Annotated in this window: 23 protein-coding genes, 2 tRNA genes and 1 other RNA gene; 9 read left to right on the plus strand and 17 right to left on the minus strand. The window is 43.3% G+C overall.

Annotated features, from left to right (window positions below):
- Positions 1-17: 17 nt before the first annotated feature.
- The 3 genes from prmC to C5Z26_RS04585 are packed head-to-tail and all read right to left on the minus strand — an operon-like array spanning position 18 to position 2546.
- A complete protein-coding gene (gene prmC / locus C5Z26_RS04575; RefSeq protein WP_105448812.1) occupies positions 18-878 on the minus strand; it encodes a peptide chain release factor N(5)-glutamine methyltransferase in 861 nt (286 codons plus the stop codon).
- Positions 871-1953: a peptide chain release factor 1 gene (gene prfA, locus C5Z26_RS04580; protein ID WP_105448813.1), complete on the minus strand. Its 1083-nt coding sequence runs from the start codon at positions 1951-1953 to the stop codon at positions 871-873. The genes prmC and prfA overlap by 8 nt, the downstream gene beginning before the upstream one ends.
- Before the next feature lie 14 nt (positions 1954-1967).
- Positions 1968-2546: a thymidine kinase gene (locus C5Z26_RS04585; RefSeq protein WP_105448814.1), complete on the minus strand. Its 579-nt coding sequence runs from the start codon at positions 2544-2546 to the stop codon at positions 1968-1970.
- 214 nt (positions 2547-2760) lie between these two features.
- Between C5Z26_RS04585 and C5Z26_RS04590 the strand changes: the two genes are divergently transcribed.
- The gene (locus tag C5Z26_RS04590) at positions 2761-4107 is read left to right on the plus strand and encodes a Mur ligase family protein (protein WP_105448815.1); all 1347 of its coding nucleotides are present in this window, start codon (positions 2761-2763) and stop codon (positions 4105-4107) included.
- Between the two features lie 2 nt (positions 4108-4109).
- Complete coding sequence (locus C5Z26_RS04595; RefSeq protein WP_105448816.1) at positions 4110-4832, plus strand: type 1 glutamine amidotransferase; 723 nt, start codon at positions 4110-4112, stop codon at positions 4830-4832.
- Between the two features lie 216 nt (positions 4833-5048).
- Here C5Z26_RS04595 and manA read toward each other — a convergent pair whose 3' ends face one another.
- The 3 genes from manA to C5Z26_RS04610 all read right to left on the minus strand — a co-directional run bounded on the left by manA (position 5049) and on the right by C5Z26_RS04610 (position 8305).
- The gene (gene manA / locus C5Z26_RS04600) at positions 5049-6014 is read right to left on the minus strand and encodes a mannose-6-phosphate isomerase, class I (protein ID WP_105448817.1); all 966 of its coding nucleotides are present in this window, start codon (positions 6012-6014) and stop codon (positions 5049-5051) included.
- Positions 6015-6090: 76 nt separating this feature from the next.
- Positions 6091-7107 carry a serine hydrolase domain-containing protein gene (locus tag C5Z26_RS04605; protein ID WP_234005730.1) on the minus strand — a complete coding sequence of 339 codons (1017 nt, stop codon included), beginning with the start codon at positions 7105-7107 and terminating at the stop codon, positions 6091-6093.
- Positions 7108-7276: 169 nt separating this feature from the next.
- The gene (locus C5Z26_RS04610; protein WP_105448819.1) at positions 7277-8305 is read right to left on the minus strand and encodes a branched-chain amino acid aminotransferase; all 1029 of its coding nucleotides are present in this window, start codon (positions 8303-8305) and stop codon (positions 7277-7279) included.
- A gap of 167 nt (positions 8306-8472) precedes the next feature.
- Between C5Z26_RS04610 and C5Z26_RS04615 the strand changes: the two genes are divergently transcribed.
- The gene (locus C5Z26_RS04615; RefSeq protein ID WP_105450134.1) at positions 8473-8802 is read left to right on the plus strand and encodes a hypothetical protein; all 330 of its coding nucleotides are present in this window, start codon (positions 8473-8475) and stop codon (positions 8800-8802) included.
- Positions 8803-8861: 59 nt separating this feature from the next.
- On the opposite strand, the gene C5Z26_RS04620 is transcribed toward C5Z26_RS04615, so the two are convergent.
- The 5 genes from C5Z26_RS04620 to C5Z26_RS04640 all read right to left on the minus strand — a co-directional run bounded on the left by C5Z26_RS04620 (position 8862) and on the right by C5Z26_RS04640 (position 14508).
- On the minus strand, positions 8862-9830 hold the full coding sequence (locus C5Z26_RS04620; protein WP_105448820.1) for a hypothetical protein: 969 nt from the start codon (positions 9828-9830) through the stop codon (positions 8862-8864).
- Between the two features lie 14 nt (positions 9831-9844).
- A complete protein-coding gene (locus tag C5Z26_RS04625) occupies positions 9845-11734 on the minus strand; it encodes an ABC transporter ATP-binding protein (protein ID WP_105448821.1) in 1890 nt (629 codons plus the stop codon).
- Positions 11734-13464 carry an ABC transporter ATP-binding protein gene (locus C5Z26_RS04630; protein ID WP_105448822.1) on the minus strand — a complete coding sequence of 577 codons (1731 nt, stop codon included), beginning with the start codon at positions 13462-13464 and terminating at the stop codon, positions 11734-11736. The genes C5Z26_RS04625 and C5Z26_RS04630 overlap by 1 nt, the downstream gene beginning before the upstream one ends.
- 368 nt (positions 13465-13832) lie before the next feature.
- Positions 13833-14225 (minus strand): YxeA family protein, encoded by a 393-nt coding sequence (locus C5Z26_RS04635; RefSeq protein ID WP_105448823.1) that lies wholly within the window; start codon positions 14223-14225, stop codon positions 13833-13835.
- Between the two features lie 211 nt (positions 14226-14436).
- A tRNA-Gln gene (locus tag C5Z26_RS04640) sits at positions 14437-14508 on the minus strand.
- 161 nt (positions 14509-14669) lie between these two features.
- Between C5Z26_RS04640 and C5Z26_RS04645 the strand changes: the two genes are divergently transcribed.
- From C5Z26_RS04645 to C5Z26_RS04660, 4 genes are all read left to right on the plus strand, one after another.
- Positions 14670-14876 carry a hypothetical protein gene (locus tag C5Z26_RS04645; protein WP_105448824.1) on the plus strand — a complete coding sequence of 69 codons (207 nt, stop codon included), beginning with the start codon at positions 14670-14672 and terminating at the stop codon, positions 14874-14876.
- 45 nt (positions 14877-14921) lie between these two features.
- Positions 14922-14994 (plus strand) — tRNA-Glu (locus tag C5Z26_RS04650).
- Between the two features lie 326 nt (positions 14995-15320).
- Positions 15321-15548, plus strand: a complete 228-nt coding sequence (locus tag C5Z26_RS04655; RefSeq protein WP_105448825.1) for a hypothetical protein — start codon at positions 15321-15323, stop codon at positions 15546-15548.
- A 23-nt stretch (positions 15549-15571) separates the two neighbouring features.
- A complete protein-coding gene (locus C5Z26_RS04660) occupies positions 15572-15838 on the plus strand; it encodes a hypothetical protein (protein ID WP_105448826.1) in 267 nt (88 codons plus the stop codon).
- Between the two features lie 128 nt (positions 15839-15966).
- Here C5Z26_RS04660 and C5Z26_RS04665 read toward each other — a convergent pair whose 3' ends face one another.
- The 6 genes from C5Z26_RS04665 to C5Z26_RS04690 form a co-directional block, all read right to left on the minus strand.
- Complete coding sequence (locus C5Z26_RS04665; protein WP_105448827.1) at positions 15967-16158, minus strand: hypothetical protein; 192 nt, start codon at positions 16156-16158, stop codon at positions 15967-15969.
- Positions 16159-16304: 146 nt separating this feature from the next.
- Positions 16305-17654 carry a glucose-6-phosphate isomerase gene (locus C5Z26_RS04670; RefSeq protein WP_105448828.1) on the minus strand — a complete coding sequence of 450 codons (1350 nt, stop codon included), beginning with the start codon at positions 17652-17654 and terminating at the stop codon, positions 16305-16307.
- Positions 17655-17862: 208 nt separating this feature from the next.
- Positions 17863-18720: a GRP family sugar transporter gene (locus tag C5Z26_RS04675; protein ID WP_105448829.1), complete on the minus strand. Its 858-nt coding sequence runs from the start codon at positions 18718-18720 to the stop codon at positions 17863-17865.
- Positions 18721-18945: 225 nt separating this feature from the next.
- Entirely contained in the window at positions 18946-20127 is a 1182-nt protein-coding gene (locus C5Z26_RS04680) for a class I SAM-dependent methyltransferase (protein WP_105448830.1), read from the minus strand.
- A gap of 167 nt (positions 20128-20294) precedes the next feature.
- Positions 20295-21812 (minus strand): sensor histidine kinase, encoded by a 1518-nt coding sequence (locus C5Z26_RS04685; RefSeq protein ID WP_105448831.1) that lies wholly within the window; start codon positions 21810-21812, stop codon positions 20295-20297.
- Positions 21809-22537: a response regulator transcription factor gene (locus tag C5Z26_RS04690; protein ID WP_105448832.1), complete on the minus strand. Its 729-nt coding sequence runs from the start codon at positions 22535-22537 to the stop codon at positions 21809-21811. The genes C5Z26_RS04685 and C5Z26_RS04690 overlap by 4 nt, the downstream gene beginning before the upstream one ends.
- Before the next feature lie 412 nt (positions 22538-22949).
- Here C5Z26_RS04690 and C5Z26_RS04695 point away from each other — a divergent pair, with 412 nt between their 5' ends.
- Complete coding sequence (locus tag C5Z26_RS04695; RefSeq protein WP_105448833.1) at positions 22950-23876, plus strand: DMT family transporter; 927 nt, start codon at positions 22950-22952, stop codon at positions 23874-23876.
- A gap of 55 nt (positions 23877-23931) precedes the next feature.
- Positions 23932-24303: a transfer-messenger RNA gene (gene ssrA, locus C5Z26_RS04700) on the plus strand.
- Positions 24304-24369: the final 66 nt, after the last annotated feature.

A 24369-nucleotide genomic window follows, 5' to 3' on the forward strand; every position in this document is an offset into this window, starting at 1 on the left:
GCCGTCCTTTTCTCTCGTTAAGCTTGCTTAATCACGCGCAACATCCGGTCATGACCGGCTAAGTCTTGTCGTCGCGTCACGGTTGCGGTTGGCAAGGCCTGTTCAAATAACGCTTGGACTGCCGGGCCTTGCTGGTAACCAAATTCTAAATACAGTCGACCTTGTGGTGCCAAATGTTGGGCCACAGTCTGGGCCAACCGTTCATAAATTGCTAACCCGGCATGGGCCGCAAATAACGCTTGCTGGGGTTCATAATTTAAAACACTGGCATCCATCACTGCCCGCTCCGTCGTCGCAATATACGGTGGATTGCTCACAATCACCTCATACGGCGTGGGTGGTAGTGCTGCGAACAAATCACTTTCAACCAAGTTAACAGCGAGTTTTAGGCGATCAGCATTCGTTTTAGCAACAGCTAAAGCGGCGGCTGAAATATCACTCGCCGTCACTTGCCAAGTCGGCTGGGCTTGCTTTAAAGCTAAGGCAATAGCGCCAGAACCAGTGCCAACATCCAAAAGCGTTAACTCCGACTGAGCCGCCTGATCGGTCAAAATCCAATCTACTAATTCTTCGGTTTCAACTCGTGGAATTAAAACTGCTGGCGTAACGGCCAACTCTAACCCATAAAAAGGTGCCCGACCGAGCACGTATTGGGCCGGTTCCCCAGCAATCACTCGTTGCACGGCGGCTTGAAATACCCGCCAGTCAGCTAAGGGTAACTGGTCACGATAATGAATTAACAGTTGTGTCTGATCTAAATGCGTCAGCCCTAACAGTAAAAACCGCGCGTTATCTGTAGGTAGCTGAGCCGTTTTTAGACAAAAAGAAGCCCATCGCTGGGCTTCAAAGTACGTTGGTTGACTGGGGGCTTTAGTCATTAGTTAATTGCTCCATCTTTTCCGTTTGATCGGCTAAGATTAATGCGTCGACCACTTCATCCAATTCACCATTCATGACCCGATCAAGTTTATTTAAAGTTAAGCCAATTCGATGATCAGTTACACGATTTTGAGGGAAGTTATACGTCCGAATCCGTTCAGAGCGATCCCCGGAACCCACGGCCGACTTCCGTTCAGCATCGTATTGGTTCTGTTCTCTAGATTGATAATAATCATAGACCCGCGCCCGCAAAATTTCGATTGCTTTGGCCCGATTTTGTTGTTGTGACCGTTGATCTTGCATTGAAACCACGATACCAGTAGGTAAATGCGTCATACGGACCGCTGAAGAAGTCTTATTGATATGCTGACCACCGGCACCAGATGACCGGAACACGTCCACGCGAATATCTTTTTGTTCAAGCTTAATATCCACATCTTTGGCTTCCGGCATCACGCCGACCGTCGCAGTTGAGGTATGAACCCGACCAGCAGATTCTGTCACTGGGACCCGTTGGACCCGATGAGCGCCGCTTTCATACTTCAGTTTCGAATAAACTTTCTTCCCTGAAATAATTAAGACGATTTCTTTAAAACCACCCACTTCGGTTTCGTTACGATCAGCAACTTCAACACTCCAGCCCTGCCGTTCAGCATATTTAGAGTACATATTAAATAAATCCGCTGCAAACAAACTCGCTTCATCACCACCAGCAGCCCCATGAATTTCCATGATAATATTCTTATCATCATTCGGGTCGGTTGGCAACATTAAGAGCGTAATGGCATGTTCCAATTGATCTTTTTCGGCGTTCAAACTTTTCAAGTCGTCTTTGACCATCGCATTCATGTCATCGTCCAACTTTTCACGTAACAGTTCGTCGTTTTCTTTGATTTGACTCGTAACATCTTTGTATTGGTTATATTTTTCAACCGTTTCGCGAATATTACCCATTTCTTTTGACAGCTTCATGAAACGTTGGCTATCAGCAATTACTTCTGGATCACTTAACAATTCACCGAGTTCTTCATACCGATCGGCAACGGCTTGTAATTTATCAAAAAATTTATCCATGCTTGGTTAATTCCTCACTTCGTTAATTTCGGCGGACAGAAATAATGACGACGACAAACGGGATAATACGCTTCATTACCCCCAATTTGGACTTGTTCACCCTCATAGACTGGCTGACCATCGTGAAAGCGTAAGTTCATAATGGCCTTTTTACGACAGAACCAACAAATCGTCTTCATCTCTTCAATCTTATCCGCATACAACAACAGGTATTTACTACCTTCAAATAGTTCATTTCGAAAATCATTTTTGAGGCCAAAAGTCATGACCGGAATCTGTAATTGATCAACGACATGGGCCAGTTCAATAATATGATGCTTTTTTAAAAATTGCGACTCATCAATGAGGACACAAGCAGCATCCGGATTAGTTTGTTCAACCTTTTCAAATAAGTTCGTCTCATCAAAAATGGGAATAGCTTGTCGTTTCAAGCCAATCCGACTAGCGACGTAGCCCACGCCATCCCGATTGTCCAACCCACTTGTCATAATAATGACCGCCTTATTTTGCTCTTCATAGTTATGGGCAACTTTCAGGATTTCAATTGTTTTACCGCTATTCATCGCACCATATCGAAAAAATAACTGTGCCAAGCTACTCAGTCCCCTTTTTTACACATTTCTAATTAATTATAGCTGATTTAAGGTTGAATTTCAGCAATCAGTAGCGAAAAGCCATTAATGATTTCATAAATGCGGGCCAATCCCAACAGTATCGCTTTTCTTTTAGGCGCGTTCAGTATAAAATACTTGAGAGTAGGACACACAGTTCCACTGATTTTATTAAATAGTTAGGGGCCCATATACGATGTCAATTAATAGTACACTGGCAACTTGGACCGGTAAGTCGGCTTACTGGTTCCTGCACACTTTCCGCGGCGGTGGTAGTTCACTGCCTGGCAAATTAGCCTTAAAACTAGATCCAACTATTCTAAAACAACTGGCTAAAGATTATAACGTCATTGTCATTACTGGCACCAATGGCAAAACTTTGACAACGGCACTGACAGTAAAAGTTTTGCGGGAACAATATCCTGATATTTTAACTAATCCGAGTGGATCAAACATGAAACAAGGGATTGTCACGACGTTCTTAACCGCGCCCCACGCCCACCAAAAACCACTAGCAGTTCTAGAGGTTGATGAAGCTAACGTCATCATGGTCACCAAATATATTACGCCAAAAGCAATCGTTTTAACGAATATCTTCCGTGATCAAATGGACCGTTATGGGGAGATCTACACCACTTATCAAAAAATCTTAGACGGTATTGCGCTGGCCCCCACGGCAACGATTATTGCCAATGGGGACTTGCCCTTATTTAATTCAAAAAAATTGCCTAATCCGGTTCTTTACTACGGCTTTGACTATCAGCCCGATACCGATATTAAGGCTCCGGCCAATACGGATGGTTTACTTTGTCCGCGTTGTCAACATATTTTGCATTATCATACTCGGACTTACAGCAATATGGGAAAGTATTTTTGCCCCCACTGTGGCTTTGAACGCCCACACTTAACTTACCGGCTCAATGCGTTGACCGCAATGACCCCTACCTCTTCCGACTTTGAAATCAACGGCCAAGCGATGCACTTAAATATCGGCGGCCAATACAATATTTATAATGCCTTGGCTGCCTTTGCAATCGGCCGTTTTATGGCGGTTGCCCCAGCTAAAATTGCACATGCTTTAAGCGACAATGACGAACAAGTCTTTGGCCGCCAAGAAATTTTCCACGTCGGCGACAAGGACGTCACGTTGATTTTAGTGAAGAATCCGGTCGGCTTAAACCAAGTTATCCAAATGATCAGTACAGATGACCGGCCCTTCTCTTTTGCTGCCCTATTAAATGCTAATTATGCGGACGGCATTGATACGAGCTGGATTTGGGATGGCGACTTTGAAAAGTTACCAACCATGCACGTGCCAGCTTACATTAGTGGTGGCGAACGCTATCGTGATATTACGTTCCGCTTGAAAGTTGCCGGGGTAACACCTGAAAAGCTGACGATTGTCCCAGATTTAACCACGATGACAGCCGAAATCAAAAAGTTGCCCACGCAACAAGTCTATGTGGTTGCAACTTACACCGCAATGTTACAACTACGCAAACAACTGGCAAGCCAAGGGATTATTGACGGAGGGATGGCGTAATTATGACTTATACTTTAAAAGCGGCCCATCTATATGGCGACCTCATGAACACCTATGGCGACATTGGTAACCTTCTAGCGATGCGCTATTATGCCAAAGCCGTTGACGCCACTATCGATGTGGACTTAATCAGTTTAGATGACCCTTTCCCCGCTGACACGTATGACTTTGTGTTGTTTGGTGGTGGTCAAGACTATGAACAAACTATTGTTTCTAAAGATTTACAAACCAAAAAAGCCGCTTTAACGGCTTATATTGAAAACGATGGCCCTTGTTTAGCTATTTGTGGTGGGTTTCAAATGTTGGGACACTACTATATTGGTGCCCATGGTGAAAAAATCGCCGGCATTGGTGCCTTAGATCACTACACGCTCAGCCAAGATAACAATCGGTTTATCGGCAATATCACCATTAAAAATGCCGAAACCGGCCAAACTTATTATGGGTTTGAAAACCATAACGGCACCACCTTTTTAGGTCAGGGCGAACGGCCTTTGGGTCAAGTCTTACAAGGTAATGGTAATAATGGTCAAGACCAATCCGAAGGCGTCATTTACAAAAATACCTTTGGCTCTTATTTCCATGGTCCCATCTTAGCGCGGAATGAAGCCCTCGCCAAACGAATCCTAAAATTAACGCTGCAACGTAAATACCCAGCCGCCGATTTTAGTGCTTTGGATACATTGACTGAAGATCTCACCAAAAATGTCATCATTAAACCTTAATTAGCTATCACCAAAGCACTGCCTTAGTTGGCTCACACAACTAGGTCGGTGCTTTTTTTGACGCATTTAATACACCCCCTTAATAGATAAATTTTATTTATGCACTTTTAGAAAGCGTTTCAACTATTCTGATAACATCAGCTTTGGCGTAAAAAAAGATTGACACTCGTAATCGACGAGTATCAATCTTTTTTATGGTTTAAGGGGGTTAACTAATTAGGCTTGTTTCCCTGGTTCAGAAGCAATTAATTGTAAGTCACCCTTGATTGTCCATTGCTTAACATCAAATGGCAAGATAAAATGAACACCCTTCTTCAAAGGAAAATCCTGACCATCTACGGTAATACTCCCAGCTCCCGCCAAGACAGAAACTAACGTATATGGTGCTTGACCACGATTAAAGGTCGCTTGACCATCCGTCAACCGCCATTGCCAAACGCCAAAGAATGGTGATTCAACATATTTCGTAACCGTCGCATCGCCAACTTGCGTGGTGGTAATCGCCAAATCAGGATCATGATGCGGCACATTTGTCGTATCAATTGATTGTTGCAGGTGTAGTTCCCGCTTTTGACCAGTCGTTTGATCTACCCGATCCCAGTCGTAAAGCCGATACGTTGTATCTGAACTTTGCTGAGTTTCTAAGACCATGATGCCCTTACCCACGGCATGAATCGTCCCAGATGGCACGTACAAAAAGTCGCCCGCCTTAACCGGAACCCGTCGGAACAATTTGTCCCATTCGCCATTATGAATCCAGTCGGCTAATTGTTCACGGGTCTTGGCATAGTGGCCGTAGACCATCGTCGCACCAGGTTCAGCTGCAATGACATACCAGCATTCTGTCTTACCTAATTCATGTTCATGCTTTGCCGCGTACGCATCATCTGGATGCACTTGCACAGATAAATCTTCATTAGCATCTAAAATTTTGGTTAATAATGGGAACACATCGCCCTTCGCATTACCAAAGACATCACGATGTTCGGCCCAGACTTGGTCCAAGGTCATCCCTTGATAAGGCCCATTTTCAACAGTGGCCGGGCCATGGGGATGCGCTGAAATTGCCCAACATTCACCGGTATGGTCGCTAGGAATATCATAACCGAAGTCGGTCTTTAATCGTTGCCCACCCCAGATTTTTTCATGAAAAACTGGTGCTAAGAAATAAGGTTCACTCATGACGTCACTCACTCCATTTACTTGATTTGTAATTAAAGTTTAGCATAGTTGTAAGCGGTTGTGAAACCGCTTAGCATTAATTTTCAAGAGTCTCGGCCACCCAGGTGCCAATTAACCGCCGACGTGCTGGGAGAAAGGCATTGTTGGGGGCCGTTGGATGGACCCGATTAGCTAAGAAAATCAACGCTGATTGTGTGGTCTGATCCAACATTAATAAAGTGCCGGTATAACCTGTATGAAAAATAATCGGTGGTCGATGCAGGCCCGCCTGCCATAAGTTCCAACCAAAGCTTCGTCGTAACCGCTGATTAGGCGTCCAATCTTGGTACAAGCTGGTAATCACTGCTGGCGTGAGCACCGCTGGTAGCTGCCATTGGCCTAACATGAATTGCGCAAACCGGACTAAATCAGCGACACTTGCAAATAAGCCGGCCGAGCCACAATGGGCCCCTAAAATCCGCGCTTTGGGGTCATGTGCCACGCCTTGTAGTAAACCAGTCTTAGCTGAATAAACCGTTGGCACACAGTCAGCCGGTTGCGGGGTAAAAGTCGCGTGGGGTAACCCGAGCGGCTGGATGACCTGGGTCATGATAGCTGGTTGAATCGCCTGACCCAAGATTTTTTCAATAATTAGCCCAGTTAGCAGTGGCCCTAAATCCGTATAAACTACGCGATGATTCAAGTTAGCCTGACTAATGGGCAACACTTGAATCGCTGCTAACAATTCAGTTGCACTTAACGTATTTCGCTGCGGAATATAACCGCTAATCCCACTCGTATGGGTCATCAGGTGGCGAATTGTGACCTGTTTATTTTTAAATGCCGGTAAGTAATCATGGATGGGACGGTTGAAGTCCAAGGCGCCTTGTGCACGTAATTGTAACGCTAAAGTCGTCGTCCCAATGACCTTCGTTAACGAGGCTAAATCATACAAGGCATCCGTCCATAATGGTTTGACGGCTGGTTGAATCTGAGCGACACCGACCTGACCAGTATCAACCTGGGTCCCATGTAGCAGCGCATAGCTAGCGCCTGGCACCAGATGCTGGTCAACTAGTCGGTTAATTTCAAGTTTAGTTTGCGTAAATATCATTTTTAGCCGTCCTATTCTCAAGTCTTGCATCTAGTGTAAGCGTCCTGACCAGGAACTACCACTCTTTTCTGCACACGACCCAAAACACGCATTAGCCAAAAAAATAGTCGCTGCAAGCCTAATGCTTGCAGCGACTATTTCATCGCGCTTACCAGGAGCGCCACACCGATTAATCTAAAGGTACTTTTTGAATCCAGCCAGCTGGTGCTGGGCGATCACCAAATTGAATACCGGTTAATTCATCGTATAACTTTTTAGTGACCGGACCGACTTCCGTCTCACTATAAAAGACGTGGAGCTTGCCTTGATGTTCGAGCCCACCAATTGGCGAAATAACAGCCGCAGTCCCACACGCGCCAGCTTCAGCAAAGCGGTCTAAGTCGTTGATATACACGTCGCCTTCTTCAACTGCCATGCCAAATTTATGTTCCGCTAAATAAAGTAATGAATACTTCGTAACGGACGGCAAGATTGATGGTGACTTCGGCGTTACAAACTTATTGTCCTTAGTAATCCCGAAAAAGTTAGCTGAACCCACTTCTTCAATCTTTTGATGATCAACGGGGTCCAAATAAACACAGTCAGAATAACCATTTTGATGCGCTTCTTGTCCAGGAAAGAGGCTGGCCGCATAGTTTCCGCCGACCTTATAGGCCCCGGTCCCTTTATGGGCGGCCCGATCATAATTAGACGTCGTGAAGTTAGTTGGCGTCATCCCGCCTTTAAAGTAACTACCGACTGGCATTGCAAAGACCGTGAAAATATATTCTTCTGCTGGATGAACCCCAATATTACCACCGACCCCGATCATGAGTGGCCGCAAATATAGCGTTGCGCCGGTACCATAGGGTGGAATGTAATCTTGATTAGCTTTAACCACTGATTTAACGGCGTCGACAAACATATCAGTTGGCACTTGTGGCATTAACAAGCGTTCACAGCTGGTTTGCATCCGTGCGGCATTCCGGTCTGGCCGGAACAATTGCACGTCACCAGCCTTCGTCCGATAGGCCTTTAAGCCTTCAAAATCTTGTTGTCCGTAGTGTAAGGCCGTCGACCCTTCACTAATATGTAAAGTTGCATCACCAGTTAGTTCCGTTTTATACCAGCTGCCATCTTTCCAATAGGCGCGATAACGGTACGGGAGATTCCGATAGTTGAACCCCAAGTTGTTCCAATCCAATGCTACTGTTGCCATAACTTTCAGCTTCCTTCATGAGTCATTTACCCCAATTGATTAATTGGAATTTAGTTAAAAGATTAATAGTTTATGAGAGATTTGTCAAGCTTCGACTGGAAACAATTACTGTCTTTCGGCAATACTTTGGTATAATAGGTTTAAATTCAGCAAGGGAATGGTTCGTCGTGGCAAGTAATTCTGACTCAATCTATAACATTATGTTCTACATCGTCCATCATCCAGCAGAAATTTCGTTCACCATGCCGGAGTATACCAATGTCATTCGGATGGGCATTCCAGACCACTTAAAGGTCGCTAATCCAGAAATTTATTTTCCTGACAATAAGTTACTCGTCAATCGTTTTCAGGATGACTTTGTCGCCAAAAACGGTAATCTACTGGACTTCTTTTTCGATTATACGGAAAAGAAAGTCCCCAATTACCATGAAGTCTGGGTCTCAACTGCACATCTCCCCAGCAAACAACTCTATTTCTTAGAACTTTCATTCGAATAAAAAACGTCAAATGCGCTTAGGAGCTTAGCCCCTAGGCGCATTTGACGTTTACATGGCGCTTACTTCGCCATAAAGATATAGAGATTGGTCGTTGAGATCCCGATTGTGAACCGGACCCCTTTCGAAGTGATGGGATCAATCGTCGTCGTACTACTACTATTATTTTTAGTTTCTTTATTAAACTTTTTCATAACTTGTTTCGCATTTGCACCAGACATGCTGGTCATTAATGCAAATGACACGCCGAACTTCTGCTGACGGGTCTTATCTTTAAAGGCTTTAGTTGGCACAATCATGGCCGTTCCCATGACGTCACCAGACTGAACATTCATCCGAATCTTGTAGTCTTTAGTCGTAACCACGTTAGTGACACCAGTTGGGGTCTTGGTTGGTAACAGCTCACCCTTAACTTGGCTTTTAGCCGTCTTCATCGCCGCCGCAACAGTCTTTTGACTGGCTTGTAAACTAGCCGCTTGCGTTTGGAGCTTAGCAGCCGCTGCTTGTTGGGTCTGCAACGTTTGCGCGCCAGTCACTGCCGCCGTCCCGCCTTGGGCCACTTGGGCTTTCGCCTTTTTAACTGTGGCTTGGATCTGCGCCTGTTGTTGTTTCATCGCAGCTGCTTGCGTTTGTAACTTCTTAGCCGCTGCTTGTTGTGACTTGGTCATCTTCGATGCGATCAACGCTTGGTTATACGCCGTTGCTAACGTTTGGTAGTTGGCAATCCGCTTAGCGCTTTTGACATAAACCGTTTTTTGGCGACTACCAGCAGTTAACTTAATCACTTGGCGTTTCGTCTTAGTCGGAACTTGAATAATGAACGTCCCGTTGTGGACGGTCTGCTTTTTAGTCGCTTGACCATCAATCTGATAACTGACTTTTTTCGTGCTAGCCTGACCTTTAACTGCTGCCACTAAGCCGTTACGCGTATAGGTTGACTTGGTCGTCGTTAATTTTGACTGCCCACAGCCCGCTAAGACTAGTGCCATCAGACCGGCCACGGTCGCAATTACATATTTTTTTCGAAACAATTGACACCCCTCCTTTAGTCGAGACTAATATTACCGGTAAATTGACTGTTATATAAATCGGCATAGAAGCCATTTTGGGCCATCAATCCTTCATGCGTTCCAGTTTCAACAACGGAACCATGGTTCATCACAATAATATTGTCGGCACCTTGAATCGTTGATAACCGGTGCGCAACCACGAAACTAGTCCGGTTTTGTAACAGCCGTTCCATCGCATGTTGAATATGCACTTCGGTCCGCGTATCAACTGAACTCGTGGCTTCATCGAGAATCAAGATTTCTGGATCAGCGACAAATGCCCGGGCAATCGTCAATAATTGGCGTTGACCTTGTGAAATATTTGAGGCTTCTTCATTCAGAATCGTTTGGTAACCATCTGGTAACTTCCGAACAAATTCATCCACGTGCGCTGCTTTAGCCGCTGCATAGATTTCATCATCCGTTGCAGTTTCACGACCATACTTCAAGTTATCGAAGATGGTTCCTGTAAATAACCACGTGTCTTGTAAGACCATCGCAAAGTGTGACCGTAAGTCTTCACGTGAAATATCACGTGTATCGACCCCGTTCAAGCGAATAGAGCCGCCACTAATATCGTAGAAACGTTCCAACAAGTTAATAATGGTCGTTTTACCGGCCCCGGTTGGCCCGACAATTGCGACCTGCTGACCGCGTTTAACATCTAAGTTATAGTCGGTTAACAATAAGTCACCATTGTTATAGCCAAACTGCACGTGATCCAAACTAATCAGGTTATCATCATCCGTCTTCGCTGGTAACGCCGACTTAGTTTGTTGCATCTCTTCTTCATCCAACACGTCGAAAACCCGTTCAGCAGACGCAATCGTTGATTGAATCGTGTTCAACAAGTTCGCCATCTGTGAGATAGGTTGTGAGAATTGTTGGGTATATTGTAAGAAAGCTTGAATGTTCCCTAGGGAAACTTTCCCATTGGCAACATCAATCCCACCAATAATCGCCACGAAAACGTAGCCGATGTTATTCAAGAAGATCATCAATGGCATAATAATTCCAGAAATAAATTGGGCTTTCCAAGCAGATTGATAGTAATTATCATTTTGAATTTCAAAGTCATCAATGGCATCTTGTTCTTTATTAAAACTCTTGATAACCACATGACCAGCATAGTTTTCTTCAACTTGGTTATTCAATAACCCTAAGCTCTTTTGTTGCGTGCCAAAGAATTTTTGTGACTTCGGCGCAATCACACCGACGACGACCACACTCAATGGAATGGTCACTAAGGCAATTAACGTCAACTTCCAACTAATTGACAGCATCATCCACAATGTCCCAATAAAGGTCACTGTACTCGTGACTGCTTGCGTTAAGTTTTGCTGCAAGGTATTGGCAATATTATCCATATCATTAACCGCGCGACTCATAATATCCCCATTTGAATGGGTATCATAATATGAGATTGGCACATCTTTCATCTTACCTTTGAAAGAACGGCGCAACTTATAAACGGTGCCTTGCGAAATCCGCGTCATAATAAACTGTTGGATAAAACTAAAGATGGCCGAAGCCAAGTACATTAAAATAACGACGAGGATAATTTGACCGATTTTTTCAAAATTAATCGGGAAACCCGTTTGGTGAATCCCAGCTTGTTGCTGCGCATTCCCCTTCATGATTCCCTTATAAATTTCAGTCGTGGCTTGCCCTAAAATCTTCGGCGTCCGAATTTGGAAGATCACGGATGCAATCGCAAAAATCATGACAACCACTAGACCAACCCAACGGTCCGACATGTACCGCATTAAGCGCATCGTCGTTTTCCAAAAGCTCTTAGGCTTTTCAAACGTCTGATGTGAACCAGGGCCATGTTGTGGGCCGGCTGGACGGGGCTGAGCTTCATTCGTTGATTTCTTTTCACTCATTACAGTTGATCCTCCTCTCGTAATTGTGAGTTCATAATTTCTTGATAAACGGCATTAGTTGCTTTCAATTCAGCGTGGGTCCCTTGACCGACTACTTTCCCATTATCTAAGACGATAATCAGGTCGGCATCGGCAACCGTTGCAATTCGTTGCGCAACGATTACGACAACACTTTGTTGAATTAACTTATCTTGCCGTAATTCAGCCCGTAATTGTGCATCTGTCTTGAAATCCAAGGCAGAAAACGAATCATCAAAGACATATACCGCGGCTTTTTTAACCAAAGCTCGCGCAATCGCTAACCGTTGTCGTTGCCCACCGGAGAAGTTACCCCCGCCTTGTTCAACGTGCGCATCTAACCCGCCTTCTTCTTTAACGAAGTCCGTCGAACGTGCAATTTCTAACGCATGCCAGATATCAGCATCGGTTGCGTCGGGTTTCCCAAATTTCATGTTATCGCGAATGGTCCCAGTAAATAACGTGGCCGTTTGCGGTACAAATGAGACGACTTGGTGTAAGTCCTGTGTCCGAACATCTCGAACATCTTGCCCATCAACCCGGACATGCCCGTTATCAATATCATAAAAACGAGGAATTAAGTTAACTAACGTGGTCTTACCGGAACCAGTTCCCCCGATAATCGCCACTGTTTGCCCAGAATGGGCCTTAAAATTAATGTCCGTTAACGCAAGTTCTTCCGCACTTTGATAACGGTAGTCCACGTGGTCAAAGGCCAAGGCGTGAGCCGTCGTATCTGATAATGCAACTGGCTTTTCTGGATCAGTAATTTTTGGTTCAATGGCTAAAACTTCTTGAATCCGTGAAGCTGAAGCCGCAGCCCGTGGAATCAAGGCAAAGACCATCGCTAACATCATAAAACTCATCAAGACTTGCATAGCATAAGTCATGAAGGCAATCATGTTCCCAACGGGCATCGTTTGGCTGCTGATCAATTGACCCCCAAACCAAACAATCGCCACGTTAGTCCCACTCATAATCAAGGTCATGACTGGGAGCGCTAACGCTACAATCGTGTTAACTTTAATCGCATTATGGGTATAGTCTTGGTTGGCTTCTTCAAACCGATTTTGTTCAAACTTATCTTGACGGAAGGCACGGATAACCCGGACCCCAGTTAAGCCTTCCCGGAAAACTAAGTTGATCCGGTCAGTTTTAGTCTGCATCGCCCGGAATAATGGAATTGCAAACATCATGATTAACCCAATAAAAATAATAAGTACAGGAATTGATACCACGAAAATCCAAGTAAGTTCATGACTTTTGGTATACGCTAAAAAACTCGCCCCAATTAACATAATGGGGGCCATAATCATCATGCGTAACGCCATCATGGCGACATTTTGAATCTGGACCACATCATTAGTCGTCCGTGTAATTAATGAAGAGGTTTCAACTTTATCAAACTCATCATTTGAAAAATTAATGACTTTCTTATAAATATCTGAACGTAAATTCTTACCTAACTGTTGTGATGATCGTGCCGCTAAGAAAACATTGCCAAAAGCTGCGACAACTGATAGTAGTGAAAATCCAATCATTTCAAAACCGATTTTCCAAATATAACTAATATCACCTTTAGCGACCCCGTTATTCACAATATTCGACGTCAAACTAGGTAGATTCAAACTGGCGATAACTTGGACGACCATAAATAAGATCGCACCAATCACGGCCATATATGAAATCCGACCTTTCGCTATTTTAAGCATCAACACGCTCCCCTTCACTAATATAATTTATGTTATAACAACGTAACATCCTAATTTAACGAAAAACCGTTACTTTGTCAACCATCTTTACAAGTATCACGTAAATCATTGTAACTCACTTATGGCGACCTTGACAGTTAAAAAGTCGCAACTAATTGATTTTTTGCGACTTCATTAATAAACATAGTCTCAGCATACCACTATTATTTTCACCATTCCGCTTAGAACACACCCAAAAGTGCGTTTAATGGCAATTTGCGCAGGTCCTTGCTTCGAAATGAGTTGCGCAAAAAATAGCCCCTGCAAGCATGTGGCTTGCAGGGACTATTGGCAGCGCATATTCAGTGGTCGTGAACTACTCGCCTGAATTAACTTTCAACGAGTCTTTGAACGACTTCAACTGGCACGGTGGTCTGCTCAACTGCCGTCCAACTGTTCACATTTTGACCTTTAGTTTCAATTTTCAGATATTTCTTTAAGCGTAACCGCTTATCCGCTGTAAAGGTTAACCAGCGCACGTTACCAGCCTGATCATAGGTTTCCATCCGATACGTATAGATTGTTTCACCCATTTGGCCGGTGCCTTTTTTAACGGCGGTATTCGTTAGCGCATAAACGGTACTGACCTTAACCAGCGGATTCACATTGTCCAAAGCCATCGCCAATTCAGTCCCTTGATTTTTTGTGACCTGTTTAGAACCGAATAGCGCACCTAAAATAACTAATCCAACGACTGCTAACCCAATTAATCCTTTTTTCATGTTGACGTCCCCCTGCAACTATCATTTAGTTGTTGATAAGACTAAGCTTAGCAAGGAAGCCAACTATTGCCTAGGGGGGCTATGGCTTTCTTAAGCACTTTTAGAAATTACTAACCAAGTCAACTATTTCTTAATAATTTTCGCTTTGTATCAAAAAAAGCCATCAACTAACCGCAGGACGGCTTCATTGATGACTTATACGACGATCTAATTGGGTATACTGGGCTCGAACCAGTAAATTACGGATTCAGAGTCCGCGGCCTTACCATTTGGCGAATACCCAATAACAACTCTTTAATATTAACCGTAAGATGAAATCATGTCAAGACCTGAACCTGAATTTAATCCGCTTAATAACTCACAATTAAATTCACTGTCATTCAGTATTCTGACTTGTAATTTAGGCCCCAAACCACCACACTAAACCCTAAGGAGGGACCCCTTTTGACCTTTAACGAACTCACTCATTTATTCAATTGGCTTCGACAACAATTAATTGTCTGGGCAGTCACCGCCATTGGCTTAGCCGTCATGCGGACTTTTTTATTGCCACAACTCTTAACCTTTGTTTTCTGGTGTAGCGTTGGTTACTGCCTCATTCTTTTTATCGGCTTAGTTATTGTCACGATTTTACGCTTACGACTCAAATGAATGATTGACAAGTTGACCAGTTTTCGCTAAGATAGTAATTGAATTTGCCCGCTGGTCAAATTGGTTAAGACGTCGCCCTCTCAAGGCGGAGTTACGGGTTCGATCCCCGTGCGGGCGATTAATTCAGGTATCTGAAAGTATTGTTAAGGCATAAAACGTTGATATATCAACGTTTTATGCCTTTTGTTTTTCGCTCGGTTAAACGCTTGCCAAAGTAACTATTTAAGTCCGTAATCAGTCCTAGCACGCTAACAAAATGACGACCTAACACTGTATTTTCAACCTGACAGTTTGAAATTAAGTTAACTTATCGAGCAAATAGACTTTACGCCGTTGGTCTGGGGTTTATAATAGAGATGTTGCAACTGGTAAAGAATGTCTTTAAAGCGACGTTTAGTAAAAATTAACCGTTTTAGATTGTCAAAATAAAGGAGATAATGTTTTTTGGTCTATAAAGATGTTTTCGGGATTGAACACGAAGATTGTCACATCGTCCAAACACGACACGAATTTAACCGGATTTTTATCATTGAAAACTCTGTTGGCTCGCGCTTCACCTGCATCAAAGAAAACGCCCCCCTCGAGAAGAAGATGTCCGGCCATTGGAAGTACGCCAAGGCCAGTGATGCACCTAAGAACTACGCTGTCCCATACAAGGCTCAAAAGAGCTAAAAACCATCGAAAAGAGGATTGAGATGCAACTCTATAAACCGTTAGCCAAGCATGATGGTCGCACCGATCGTCATCGTAGTATCAACCCTTATTACGGTAAAAATGGCGCTGACTGGGTGAAAAACGCCAACGCCTCCTTGTTTAATGCCCAACATGATCATTCTCAAGCCAAGCTGCACTTACAGCATCGATTTGGCCGGGCTGCTTACAACGTTTTATGGCTAGTCATTGCAATTCTCATCATGTTAGTTGGGGGCTTCATTATCTATTCGTTGGCACTTAATCTATAATTCAAAAGCGCATGGAACAAGCCACCTATTTCGGCCCACTTAATGATTAACAACAAACAGTCACTACAAGAAGTTGTAACTTCTTGTAGTGACTGTTTGTTGTTATCCTCGTTCTTTAAGCGCCAAAATCACTTAAGAAAACTATGCTTGGTGACCACTCGATAAATGGCATCACCTAACCCAGTAACGAACACCAGACCTAAACCGGCATATTGTAACCATGGTAAGGCAGTGTTAACCGATTGAACTTTGCTACCAACGCCGAACATGATCAATCCAATGACAATTAAAATACTTTCAATTAAATTCAGTTTTTTCATTTCGCTGCATCCTCATCAATTTTCTAATTGCATTTATTATACTAGTTTCATCTTCAAAACGCTCTTGAATTTACAAAAAATCCCACCATCATTAAGCGAGCCAACGATGGTGAGATCTTCATTATAATTATTTTAGTAAATTTTTATTACTTAAGGCGTGAAGTTAACTTTGCAGTTAATTCTTCGTAGCCAGGCTTGCCAAGTAAGGCAAACATGTTATTTTTGTAAGCTTCAACCCCTGGTTGGTTGAATGGGTTAATCCCATTTAAGTAACCAGAAATAGCAACTGCAGCTTCAAAGAAGTAAATCATGTAACCCAAAGTATACGCATCTTGGCTAGGAATGTTCACAACCATGTTAGGAACACCGCCATCAACGTGGGCCATAATAACCCCTTCGAAAGCCTTGGTGTTAACTTGTGCCATCGTCTTACCTTCAAGATACTTCAAACCATCAAGGTTTTCGGTTTCCTTAGGAATCGCAACATCGCTCGTTGCGTTATCAACTTTAACAACGGTTTCCATCAAGTTACGACGACCTTCTTGGATATATTGACCCAATGAATGTAAGTCAGTCGTAAAGTTAGCAGATGATGGGTAGATGCCCTTTTGGTCTTTACCTTCGGATTCACCCATTAATTGCTTCCACCATTCTGAGAACATCGCCATATTTGGTTCGTAGTTTTCAAGAATTTCAGTGGTGTAACCCTTCCGGTATAAGATATTCCGGAAAGCAGCATATTGGTAAGCTTCATTCTTGCTTAAATCAGCATCAGAATAAACAGCTTTCCCATCGGCAGCACCCTTCATCAATGAATCAATATCGCCGCCAGAAACTGCAATTGGTAACAAGCCAACTGGAGTTAAGACAGTGAAACGACCACCAACATCATCAGGGATAACGAATGATTCGTAACCTTCAGCATCAGCTTCTTGCTTCAATGCACCGCGCTTACGGTCAGTGGTTGCAAAAATCCGGCCCTTAGCGGCTTCAGCGCCATACTTAGCAACTAACTTTTCCTTGAAGACCCGGAAAGCGATTGAAGGTTCAGTCGTCGTCCCAGACTTCGAAATAATATTAACAGAAAAGTCACGGTCACCAATTAAATGAACTAAGTCATTAACGTATGAAGATGAGATTGAGTTCCCAGCAAAGACAACTTGTGGGAATTTACGGTCTTCACGTGAAAGTGATGACCAGAAAGTTTCATGTAAAAATTCAATGGCTGCTCGCGCACCAAGGTATGAGCCACCAATGCCGATTACAACTAAGACATCTGAATCAGATTGAATTTTTTTAGCCGCTGATTTAATGCGGGCGAATTCTTCCTTATCGTAATCCGTTGGTAAGTCTAACCAGCCACGAAAATCGTTACCGGCGCCAGTACCTTCACGCAGCTCCTTGTCAGCAGCTGTGACCATTGCTTGCATTTCACCAAGTTCGTTGTCGTGAACAAACTTAGTCAAATTGGAGCTGTCAAATGAAATGTGTGCCATTTATAATTACCTCTTTCTATACATATTTAACAACTCACATTATACAATACGAATGAAGCGAATGAAAAGCGCTTACCCGTTTTTTTCGTAAATTTTCGCAATTTATGTAAAAAAATAACTAAATTTATCAAAAAAACGAAGCCGATAACCTAATCGTTACCGCACTTCGTTACTTTTTAACGCTTTATTGATAAATTAATTCATTTTATTAAGCTTTCATTAGTGATAATGCAATCCCACCAACGATGACTAATATCGAACCAATGACCACATAAACCATCTCACGCTTCGTTTTCCGCTCACCGAGGAGGTAGATGCTCCCAAAGGTTGAAATAACAATCCCCATTTGTGATAACGAATAAGCAATCGCTTGACCGATTTGGGCCATCGCCATGAACATAAATAAGTTCCCAATCCCCCAGACAAGTCCGGTGATGATATTGCGATAAGTGGCCTTTTCTAACCAAGGCTTGTCCTTAAAGGACCAAACTAAGGCACCAATTAGCATCCCAACTGCTTGGGGCATGACAACTGCTTGGGCATTAACGTTCCCATAATGCACAACAATCGTATAACCAGCATAGCCAATCGTTGAAATGATCAACGCTCGAATCCCAACGCCCCAGCTTTCAGACGCTTGCCGATTCGGATCAGTTCGATCAGTTAACGACGTTAAAACTGCCCCAGCAATTAAAACAATTACTGAAATTGAGCCAATCCAATACATCCGGCCATGCCACTCATTGAACAGCAAGACACCTGCTAAGGCATTCGCTACCAACTGCATCCCAGTTGACATTGGCGTCGTCCGTGAAATCCCGATGGCTTTCATTGACGTGAATTGTTGGCCTTGACCAACGCTCCAAAATAGCCCAGAAACAATCCCAGTAATCCATACCGCTGCAGTTAGCGCCGGTTGTTCCACAATCCAAAGAACGAGCCCAAATACTAAAGCGCCCATTGTCATACCAAGGGTCTGTTGCCGCGCAGAACCACCCATATGACCACTAATCAAGCCGATACTACCCCACGCAATCGCAGGAATCAGTGCAATTAGAATTCCCATTAATCTAAATCCTCATTTCTATGTTTTCTCTCATGCCTAACGACAAAAAACAATTTTAACAGGAAAGTAACCGTTTTACCAGCTAAAAAATGCGCTTGCACTATGAAAATAAATCATTTTATATTTTCATGAATTCGTTTTCTTATCGATAAGGGACCGTTTTCAATTACTGAAAACGGTCCCTTAATTTAGTGCTAATTTTTTTTAATTTTAGTCATAATTAACTTATTTATCGAGCGTTAGCACCAGTACCTTTAAATAGTTGCTAGCCAGATAAGCTTTCCGTGTCACAAAATCAGCTGGTAAGCGGAACGTTTCGGTAATCGTAAACTGCCGATCACTTCCATCAAACGCCGCTGTTACAGCTTCCTTGAACTTATTCATTGAGAAGTTGTTAGCCGTCGTTGCAACAACCAATTGACCATCGCGCCGAACAGTTGGTAGGGCTTGAGTCAATAAGGCCGTCAAATCAGTCGCTACTTGGAACTTTTGCTTTTTAATCCGGGCAAAAGTTGGGGCCGTTACCACGACAACGTCATAACTCAAATGATGTTTCTCAGTGTAATCCAAGTAACGGTTTGCTTCAATTGTCCGAATTTCGTGCTTATCAGGATCAATATTGTTCATCGCCAATTGCTCAGCAGTCGCAGTTGCCCCTTTTTTATTGGTTTCAATCGAGATGGTCTTAGCGGCACCAGCCACGGCAGCGGCCGCTGTAATCCCATTTTCTTGACTGAACAAGTTTAAGACCGTTTTACCTTGAAGTTCGGCACTCGCAATCCAATCACGGATCGGTCGCATATCTAACAACAAGCCGGTCGTTAAATCATCTTTCAAGTTAACGGGGTAAGTTACTTCACCTTCAGTAACCAGTAATGGTTCTGGTGCTTCCGTTCCAGTCACGAGCTGACTCTTCAAGTTGGCTTCTTCCACGTTAAACCGTAACTTCGCATAAATACCCTTGAATTGATGATCAGTTGCCGTCTCAAACGCCGCATAAATCATATCGCGTTGTTGATAGACCCCTTCGGCATACCAAGTAAAGACATAATAGTCATCATAACGGTCAACGGTCACGCCGCCTAAGCCATCCCCAGCTGCATTAAATACCCGGTGTGGTAAGCGACCATCAATCGACGTTTCCCGCCGAATCAAGGCTTGCTTGAATAATTTCCGGAAGTAATCTGGCGTTGGGGTTTGCGTTTCATCTAAGCTCAAAACCCAGCCTAATTGCCGGCGATGCTTGGCAATCAAGGCATAGCCCATAAATTGCGAACTGGCCATCAATCTTACGAACGACCCATCTGTCAATCGTAAGCTGGGATCCTTTAAATCTTCTTCCACTAATAACGGATAGCCATCTTCGACTTTTCGTTGAGAATTACCTGTAATTTGTACGCTTTGCATTTGTTTGCTCCTATTCGTTCTTTTCTTATCTAAAATAGCGGTAAATCGCTGTTCACAGCCCTATTAAGAGTAACATATTCGGGTCCGGAGTGCGAGAGTGAACTAGTTGGTCGCCAAACAAAAAGGACTGCGACGTTAATCCCAATCCTTTTGCCAGCTAAATACGCTTAATCTTCAATTATTGGTTTATCAAAGCCTTTATCCGGGAAGGTCACCGTAAAGCAAGTGCCCTGATTAGCTTCACTCGCAACCGCAATCGACCCACCATGTTGTTGGACCAATTGATGAGAAATCGCTAAGCCTAAGCCAGATTCACCATAGGTCGTATTTTTACGTGATGGATCTGCCTTGTAATACCGTTCCCAAATATTTTTCACTTGGTCGGGAGTCATCCCGATACCATGATCTTGAACCGCCACAACAGCTGCATGGGCCGTGCGGTGGGCCGTCACTTCAATCATACTGTTTTGTGAAAACTGAATCGCATTTTGCATAATGTTGAATAACACTTGCACAAACCGATCATAATCCGCCCAAACAGGTAATTCGGCAGGCATAGTAAGCTTGAATTGGTCATCCGCTGCCGCTGATTTCTTTGTGAGTTGTTCAACTAAATTATTTAAAACCGTGGTGCCATCAAAATTGGTCTTATTCAATGCAATCTGACCAGTCCGGATTTTTTCGTAGTCTAAGTTCTCGTTGACTAACCGAATCAAACGCTTGGTTTCATTTTGCATTAACTCAATCGAATGGCCCTTATCCTCTTCCGGAATCGCATCATACGCTAACCCCTCTAACAACCCATTAATTGTGGTTAGCGGCGTCCGCATCTCATGGGCCGCATCCGCCATAAACTCACGGCGCCGTTGCTCTTGCCGTTTGATTTCATCATCCGAAGCCCGCAATGACGTCACCATGCCGTTAAAATCATCGGCCAAATCATCAATTTCATCTTTGTGATTACTATCCACTTGAATATCAAAATCACCGTTAGCCACTGAATGCGTCGCATAGCGCAGGCGATTAATCCGCCGAACCGAATAGCGGGCTAGGATATAGCTCAACAGTAACGCCGTAATTCCTGAAACTAACAAGGCAATGAACAGATTATTTTCAATCTGCTGCTCATTGGCTTGTAACGTTTGTTCAAATGACCCGATTGAAATGGCGCCGACGAACTTTTTCGTAGTCCCATTTTTGTAAAATAACGGGACTAACACATCAATCGTCTTCAAAGATGGCGTATTGACTGGCCGATCATGGCGGCGTGACTTAAAGCTAACGTGTGGCGACTTGGTAATTGTCTTGTTGCGCTTCAACTTTTTCCAGTCACTGGCTGAAATGCTCGGCGCATAAAAGGACCCACTCGGCACATTACTCATGTCCAACGGATTCGGATAAACGATCTTTTTATTGGCATCATAAACCGAAAAATGAATATGTTGGTCCCGTAAAATAGCAGTCCCATCGTTTAAGAATTGTTGATTAAAGCCAACCACCTTATGCGTTTTCGTATTATAACGAATGGCTTCCTTTTCAATACTCGTTGCATATTGCTGTAATTGCTGCCATGAATTTTGGTAAATCATGGTTTTCGTGGTCCGAATAAATGCGAACCCGAGTACCACGATGACGGTAATTATGACGGCAAAAAAGGACAACATTTGTTGGTAGATCAGTTTCATTTAGCGTCAACTCCACTATCGTCAAACTTATAACCAACCCCCCAAACCGTCTGAATAATTTGTGGACCGGCCTTTTCAATCTTTTGCCGCAACTTTTTAATATGGGCATCAACCGTCCGTTCATCCCCATAATATTCATAATCCCAAACTAGTTGTAAGAGTTGTTCACGCGAGAATACTTGTCGGGGTTTTTGCGCAAGCGTCTTCAATAAATCAAATTCCTTAGGCGTCAAATCAGCAATCTGCTGATCTGCCAAATAAGCTTCCCGCGTTTTAGTATTGAGCTTAAAGTGGTCGGTTTGGACATCAAAATCACTGACGACATTTTCCACTGGTTCTGCCGTGGTGTTTTTACCTAAATCAGCGCGTCGATGTAACGCTTTAATCCGGGCAATCAATGTAATTGGTGAAAACGGCTTAGTCACATAATCATCGGCACCCATTTCCAAGCCCAAAACTTGATCACTCTCTGAGTCACGCGCCGTTAACATAATAATTGGTACAGTTGGTGAAACTTTGCGAATATCTGCACTAACTTGCATGCCATCTTTACCAGGCAAGTTTAAATCAAGGGTCACCATATCCCAGCCATCGACATCTTCATTAAACATCTTGACTGCTTCATTACCCTCATAGGCAAAATGAGCATCCCATTGTTCCTTTTTAAAAAACATCGCCATCATTTCAGAAACTGATTTATTATCTTCAATCATTAGTAATTTCATTAACATCGTCCTCCAAGTTTATCGTCAGGTTATTATCGATAAATTTATGCCAGGTTCATTTGGTTATCTTAGTGACCGAACACTTGGCCTAACTAATATCATACCCCACTTTACGCTAATTTTCAGTTTTAGTATATCAACAAATTTGTAACAAAATATGCTGGTTTTATGAAATAATTGTGGTCATCAAATCAGTGACCATGAACCAGAACCCTTAATATAGTAGAAAAAAACTTTTAGTTGCTTAGTTGGCAAAAATAATAGCGTCATGATAATTACGTGAATAATCGCTAACACCGCCAGTTATCGCCAATTCGTTTGCTATAATGAAACTTGCTTTGCTAATTTTCATTATTAAAGGGGTGCAATCAATGTTTATCAAATCAACATTTAGTCGGAAGTGGCCCGTCCAATGACACGTCAACATCATTTACGGGGCGTCCTTTTAGCCAGTACTGCGTGCGTTTTATGGGGCGTCTCGGGGGTTGCTGCTAGCCATTTATTCCTTAACAATCCCCGGATTACGGCGATGTGGCTCACCCAGATTCGCATGATTAGTGCCGGCCTAATCTTATTACTATGTAGTCAACTAGGCGGTGCTAAGCCACTGCACTTATTTGCGCATGCTCGTGACGGTTGGCAAGTCGTTAGTTACGGTTTACTCGGACTCATTCCCGTTCAACTTTGCTATTTTGAGGCCGTTAAAGTCGGCAATGCACCGGTGGCAACCATTATTCAATTTTTAGGCCCATTTATTATTAGTATTTATTTTTTAATTTTTAAACACGTCCGGCCGACCCGAGCTGAAGGGATTGGGATGTTAATGGCCTTTATTGGTACCCTCCTGATTGTGACCCATGGACATTTAAATAGTTTAGCTATTTCACCCGCCGTTCTATTCTGGGGTGGGTTATCAGCAGTCGGCGTTGCCACCAACACCTTAATTCCACGTTCGTTATTACCAAGATTTGGCGCCCCCACAGTTACCGGTTGGGGCCTGCTGATTGCGGGGATTTTCTTGATGGCCTTACAACCAATGTGGCAGTTGCATCTCACCTTAACCATTAGTGAAATCAGCCTGATTGGCTTAATTATTATACTAGGAACCGTCGTGCCTTTTTGGTTATTTGCCCGCAGCTTAAGCGATATCTTACCGACGACCGCTAGCCTGCTAGATGCGTTTGAACCCTTGGCAGCGACTATTTGTTCTGTCTTATTTTTACACATTCAACTCACTAGCTTTGATTTGTTTGGTGGTCTCTTGATTATCCTGGCAGTCATGGTATTATCGCTGAATGTTCGTCAGATGCTGCACCAGCTCCATCAACGACTGAGCTAAAAACTTATTAGTTGGCAGTTAATCCAAGCTATGCTACACTGGTAGTGTTGAATTTGGGGATGTTCTGGATTCGACAGGTATAGTTTGAGTTCGGATTGCGTTTCGTAGGTTGCGTCTACGTAAAAACGCTCAGTTTAAATTATAACTGCAAAAAATAATAATAATTCTTACGCTTTAGCTGCTTAATAAGCGCTTAACGTAGATCCTCCCAGGATCGTCCATGTTCTGGATCTGGGTCTTAAATTTAGTGGACTCACGCTCAATACTCCCACCTGAAGTAACGAGAAGAGACTAATCAGGTTAGTCATTACTGGGTGCCCTGTCATACGGCGTTTGTAGTGATGAACTTTAAATAGTATGAATATGAGCGTAGATATCCGAAGGGCAATATGCTTGGACGCGAGTTCGACTCTCGCCATCTCCATAATGAGTTTCAAATCGATGTAATGAGCTCCAGAACACTTGTTATATCAGCATTTTACAGTTGTTAGCA

This window comes from Lactobacillus sp. CBA3606 (genome assembly GCF_002970935.1).
Classification (GTDB): domain Bacteria; phylum Bacillota; class Bacilli; order Lactobacillales; family Lactobacillaceae; genus Lactiplantibacillus.

Bases quoted from the DNA above. Each gene is read 5' to 3' on its own strand.
- C5Z26_RS04610 (WP_105448819.1), bottom strand. From the start codon at position 8,305: ATGGCAACAGTAGCATTGGATTGGAACAACTTGGGGTTCAACTATCGG.
- C5Z26_RS04595 (WP_105448816.1), top strand. From the start codon at position 4,110: ATGACTTATACTTTAAAAGCGGCCCATCTATATGGCGACCTCATGAAC.
- C5Z26_RS04695 (WP_105448833.1), top strand. From the start codon at position 22,950: ATGACACGTCAACATCATTTACGGGGCGTCCTTTTAGCCAGTACTGCG.
- C5Z26_RS04660 (WP_105448826.1), top strand. From the start codon at position 15,572: ATGCAACTCTATAAACCGTTAGCCAAGCATGATGGTCGCACCGATCGT.
- C5Z26_RS04665 (WP_105448827.1), bottom strand. From the start codon at position 16,158: ATGAAAAAACTGAATTTAATTGAAAGTATTTTAATTGTCATTGGATTG.
- C5Z26_RS04635 (WP_105448823.1), bottom strand. From the start codon at position 14,225: ATGAAAAAAGGATTAATTGGGTTAGCAGTCGTTGGATTAGTTATTTTA.
- C5Z26_RS04685 (WP_105448831.1), bottom strand. From the start codon at position 21,812: ATGAAACTGATCTACCAACAAATGTTGTCCTTTTTTGCCGTCATAATT.
- prfA (WP_105448813.1), bottom strand. From the start codon at position 1,953: ATGGATAAATTTTTTGATAAATTACAAGCCGTTGCCGATCGGTATGAA.
- C5Z26_RS04605 (WP_234005730.1), bottom strand. From the start codon at position 7,107: ATGATATTTACGCAAACTAAACTTGAAATTAACCGACTAGTTGACCAG.
- C5Z26_RS04625 (WP_105448821.1), bottom strand. From the start codon at position 11,734: ATGAGTGAAAAGAAATCAACGAATGAAGCTCAGCCCCGTCCAGCCGGC.
- C5Z26_RS04630 (WP_105448822.1), bottom strand. From the start codon at position 13,464: ATGCTTAAAATAGCGAAAGGTCGGATTTCATATATGGCCGTGATTGGT.
- C5Z26_RS04670 (WP_105448828.1), bottom strand. From the start codon at position 17,654: ATGGCACACATTTCATTTGACAGCTCCAATTTGACTAAGTTTGTTCAC.
- C5Z26_RS04680 (WP_105448830.1), bottom strand. From the start codon at position 20,127: ATGCAAAGCGTACAAATTACAGGTAATTCTCAACGAAAAGTCGAAGAT.
- manA (WP_105448817.1), bottom strand. From the start codon at position 6,014: ATGAGTGAACCTTATTTCTTAGCACCAGTTTTTCATGAAAAAATCTGG.
- C5Z26_RS04590 (WP_105448815.1), top strand. From the start codon at position 2,761: ATGTCAATTAATAGTACACTGGCAACTTGGACCGGTAAGTCGGCTTAC.
- prmC (WP_105448812.1), bottom strand. From the start codon at position 878: ATGACTAAAGCCCCCAGTCAACCAACGTACTTTGAAGCCCAGCGATGG.
- C5Z26_RS04690 (WP_105448832.1), bottom strand. From the start codon at position 22,537: ATGAAATTACTAATGATTGAAGATAATAAATCAGTTTCTGAAATGATG.
- C5Z26_RS04675 (WP_105448829.1), bottom strand. From the start codon at position 18,720: ATGGGAATTCTAATTGCACTGATTCCTGCGATTGCGTGGGGTAGTATC.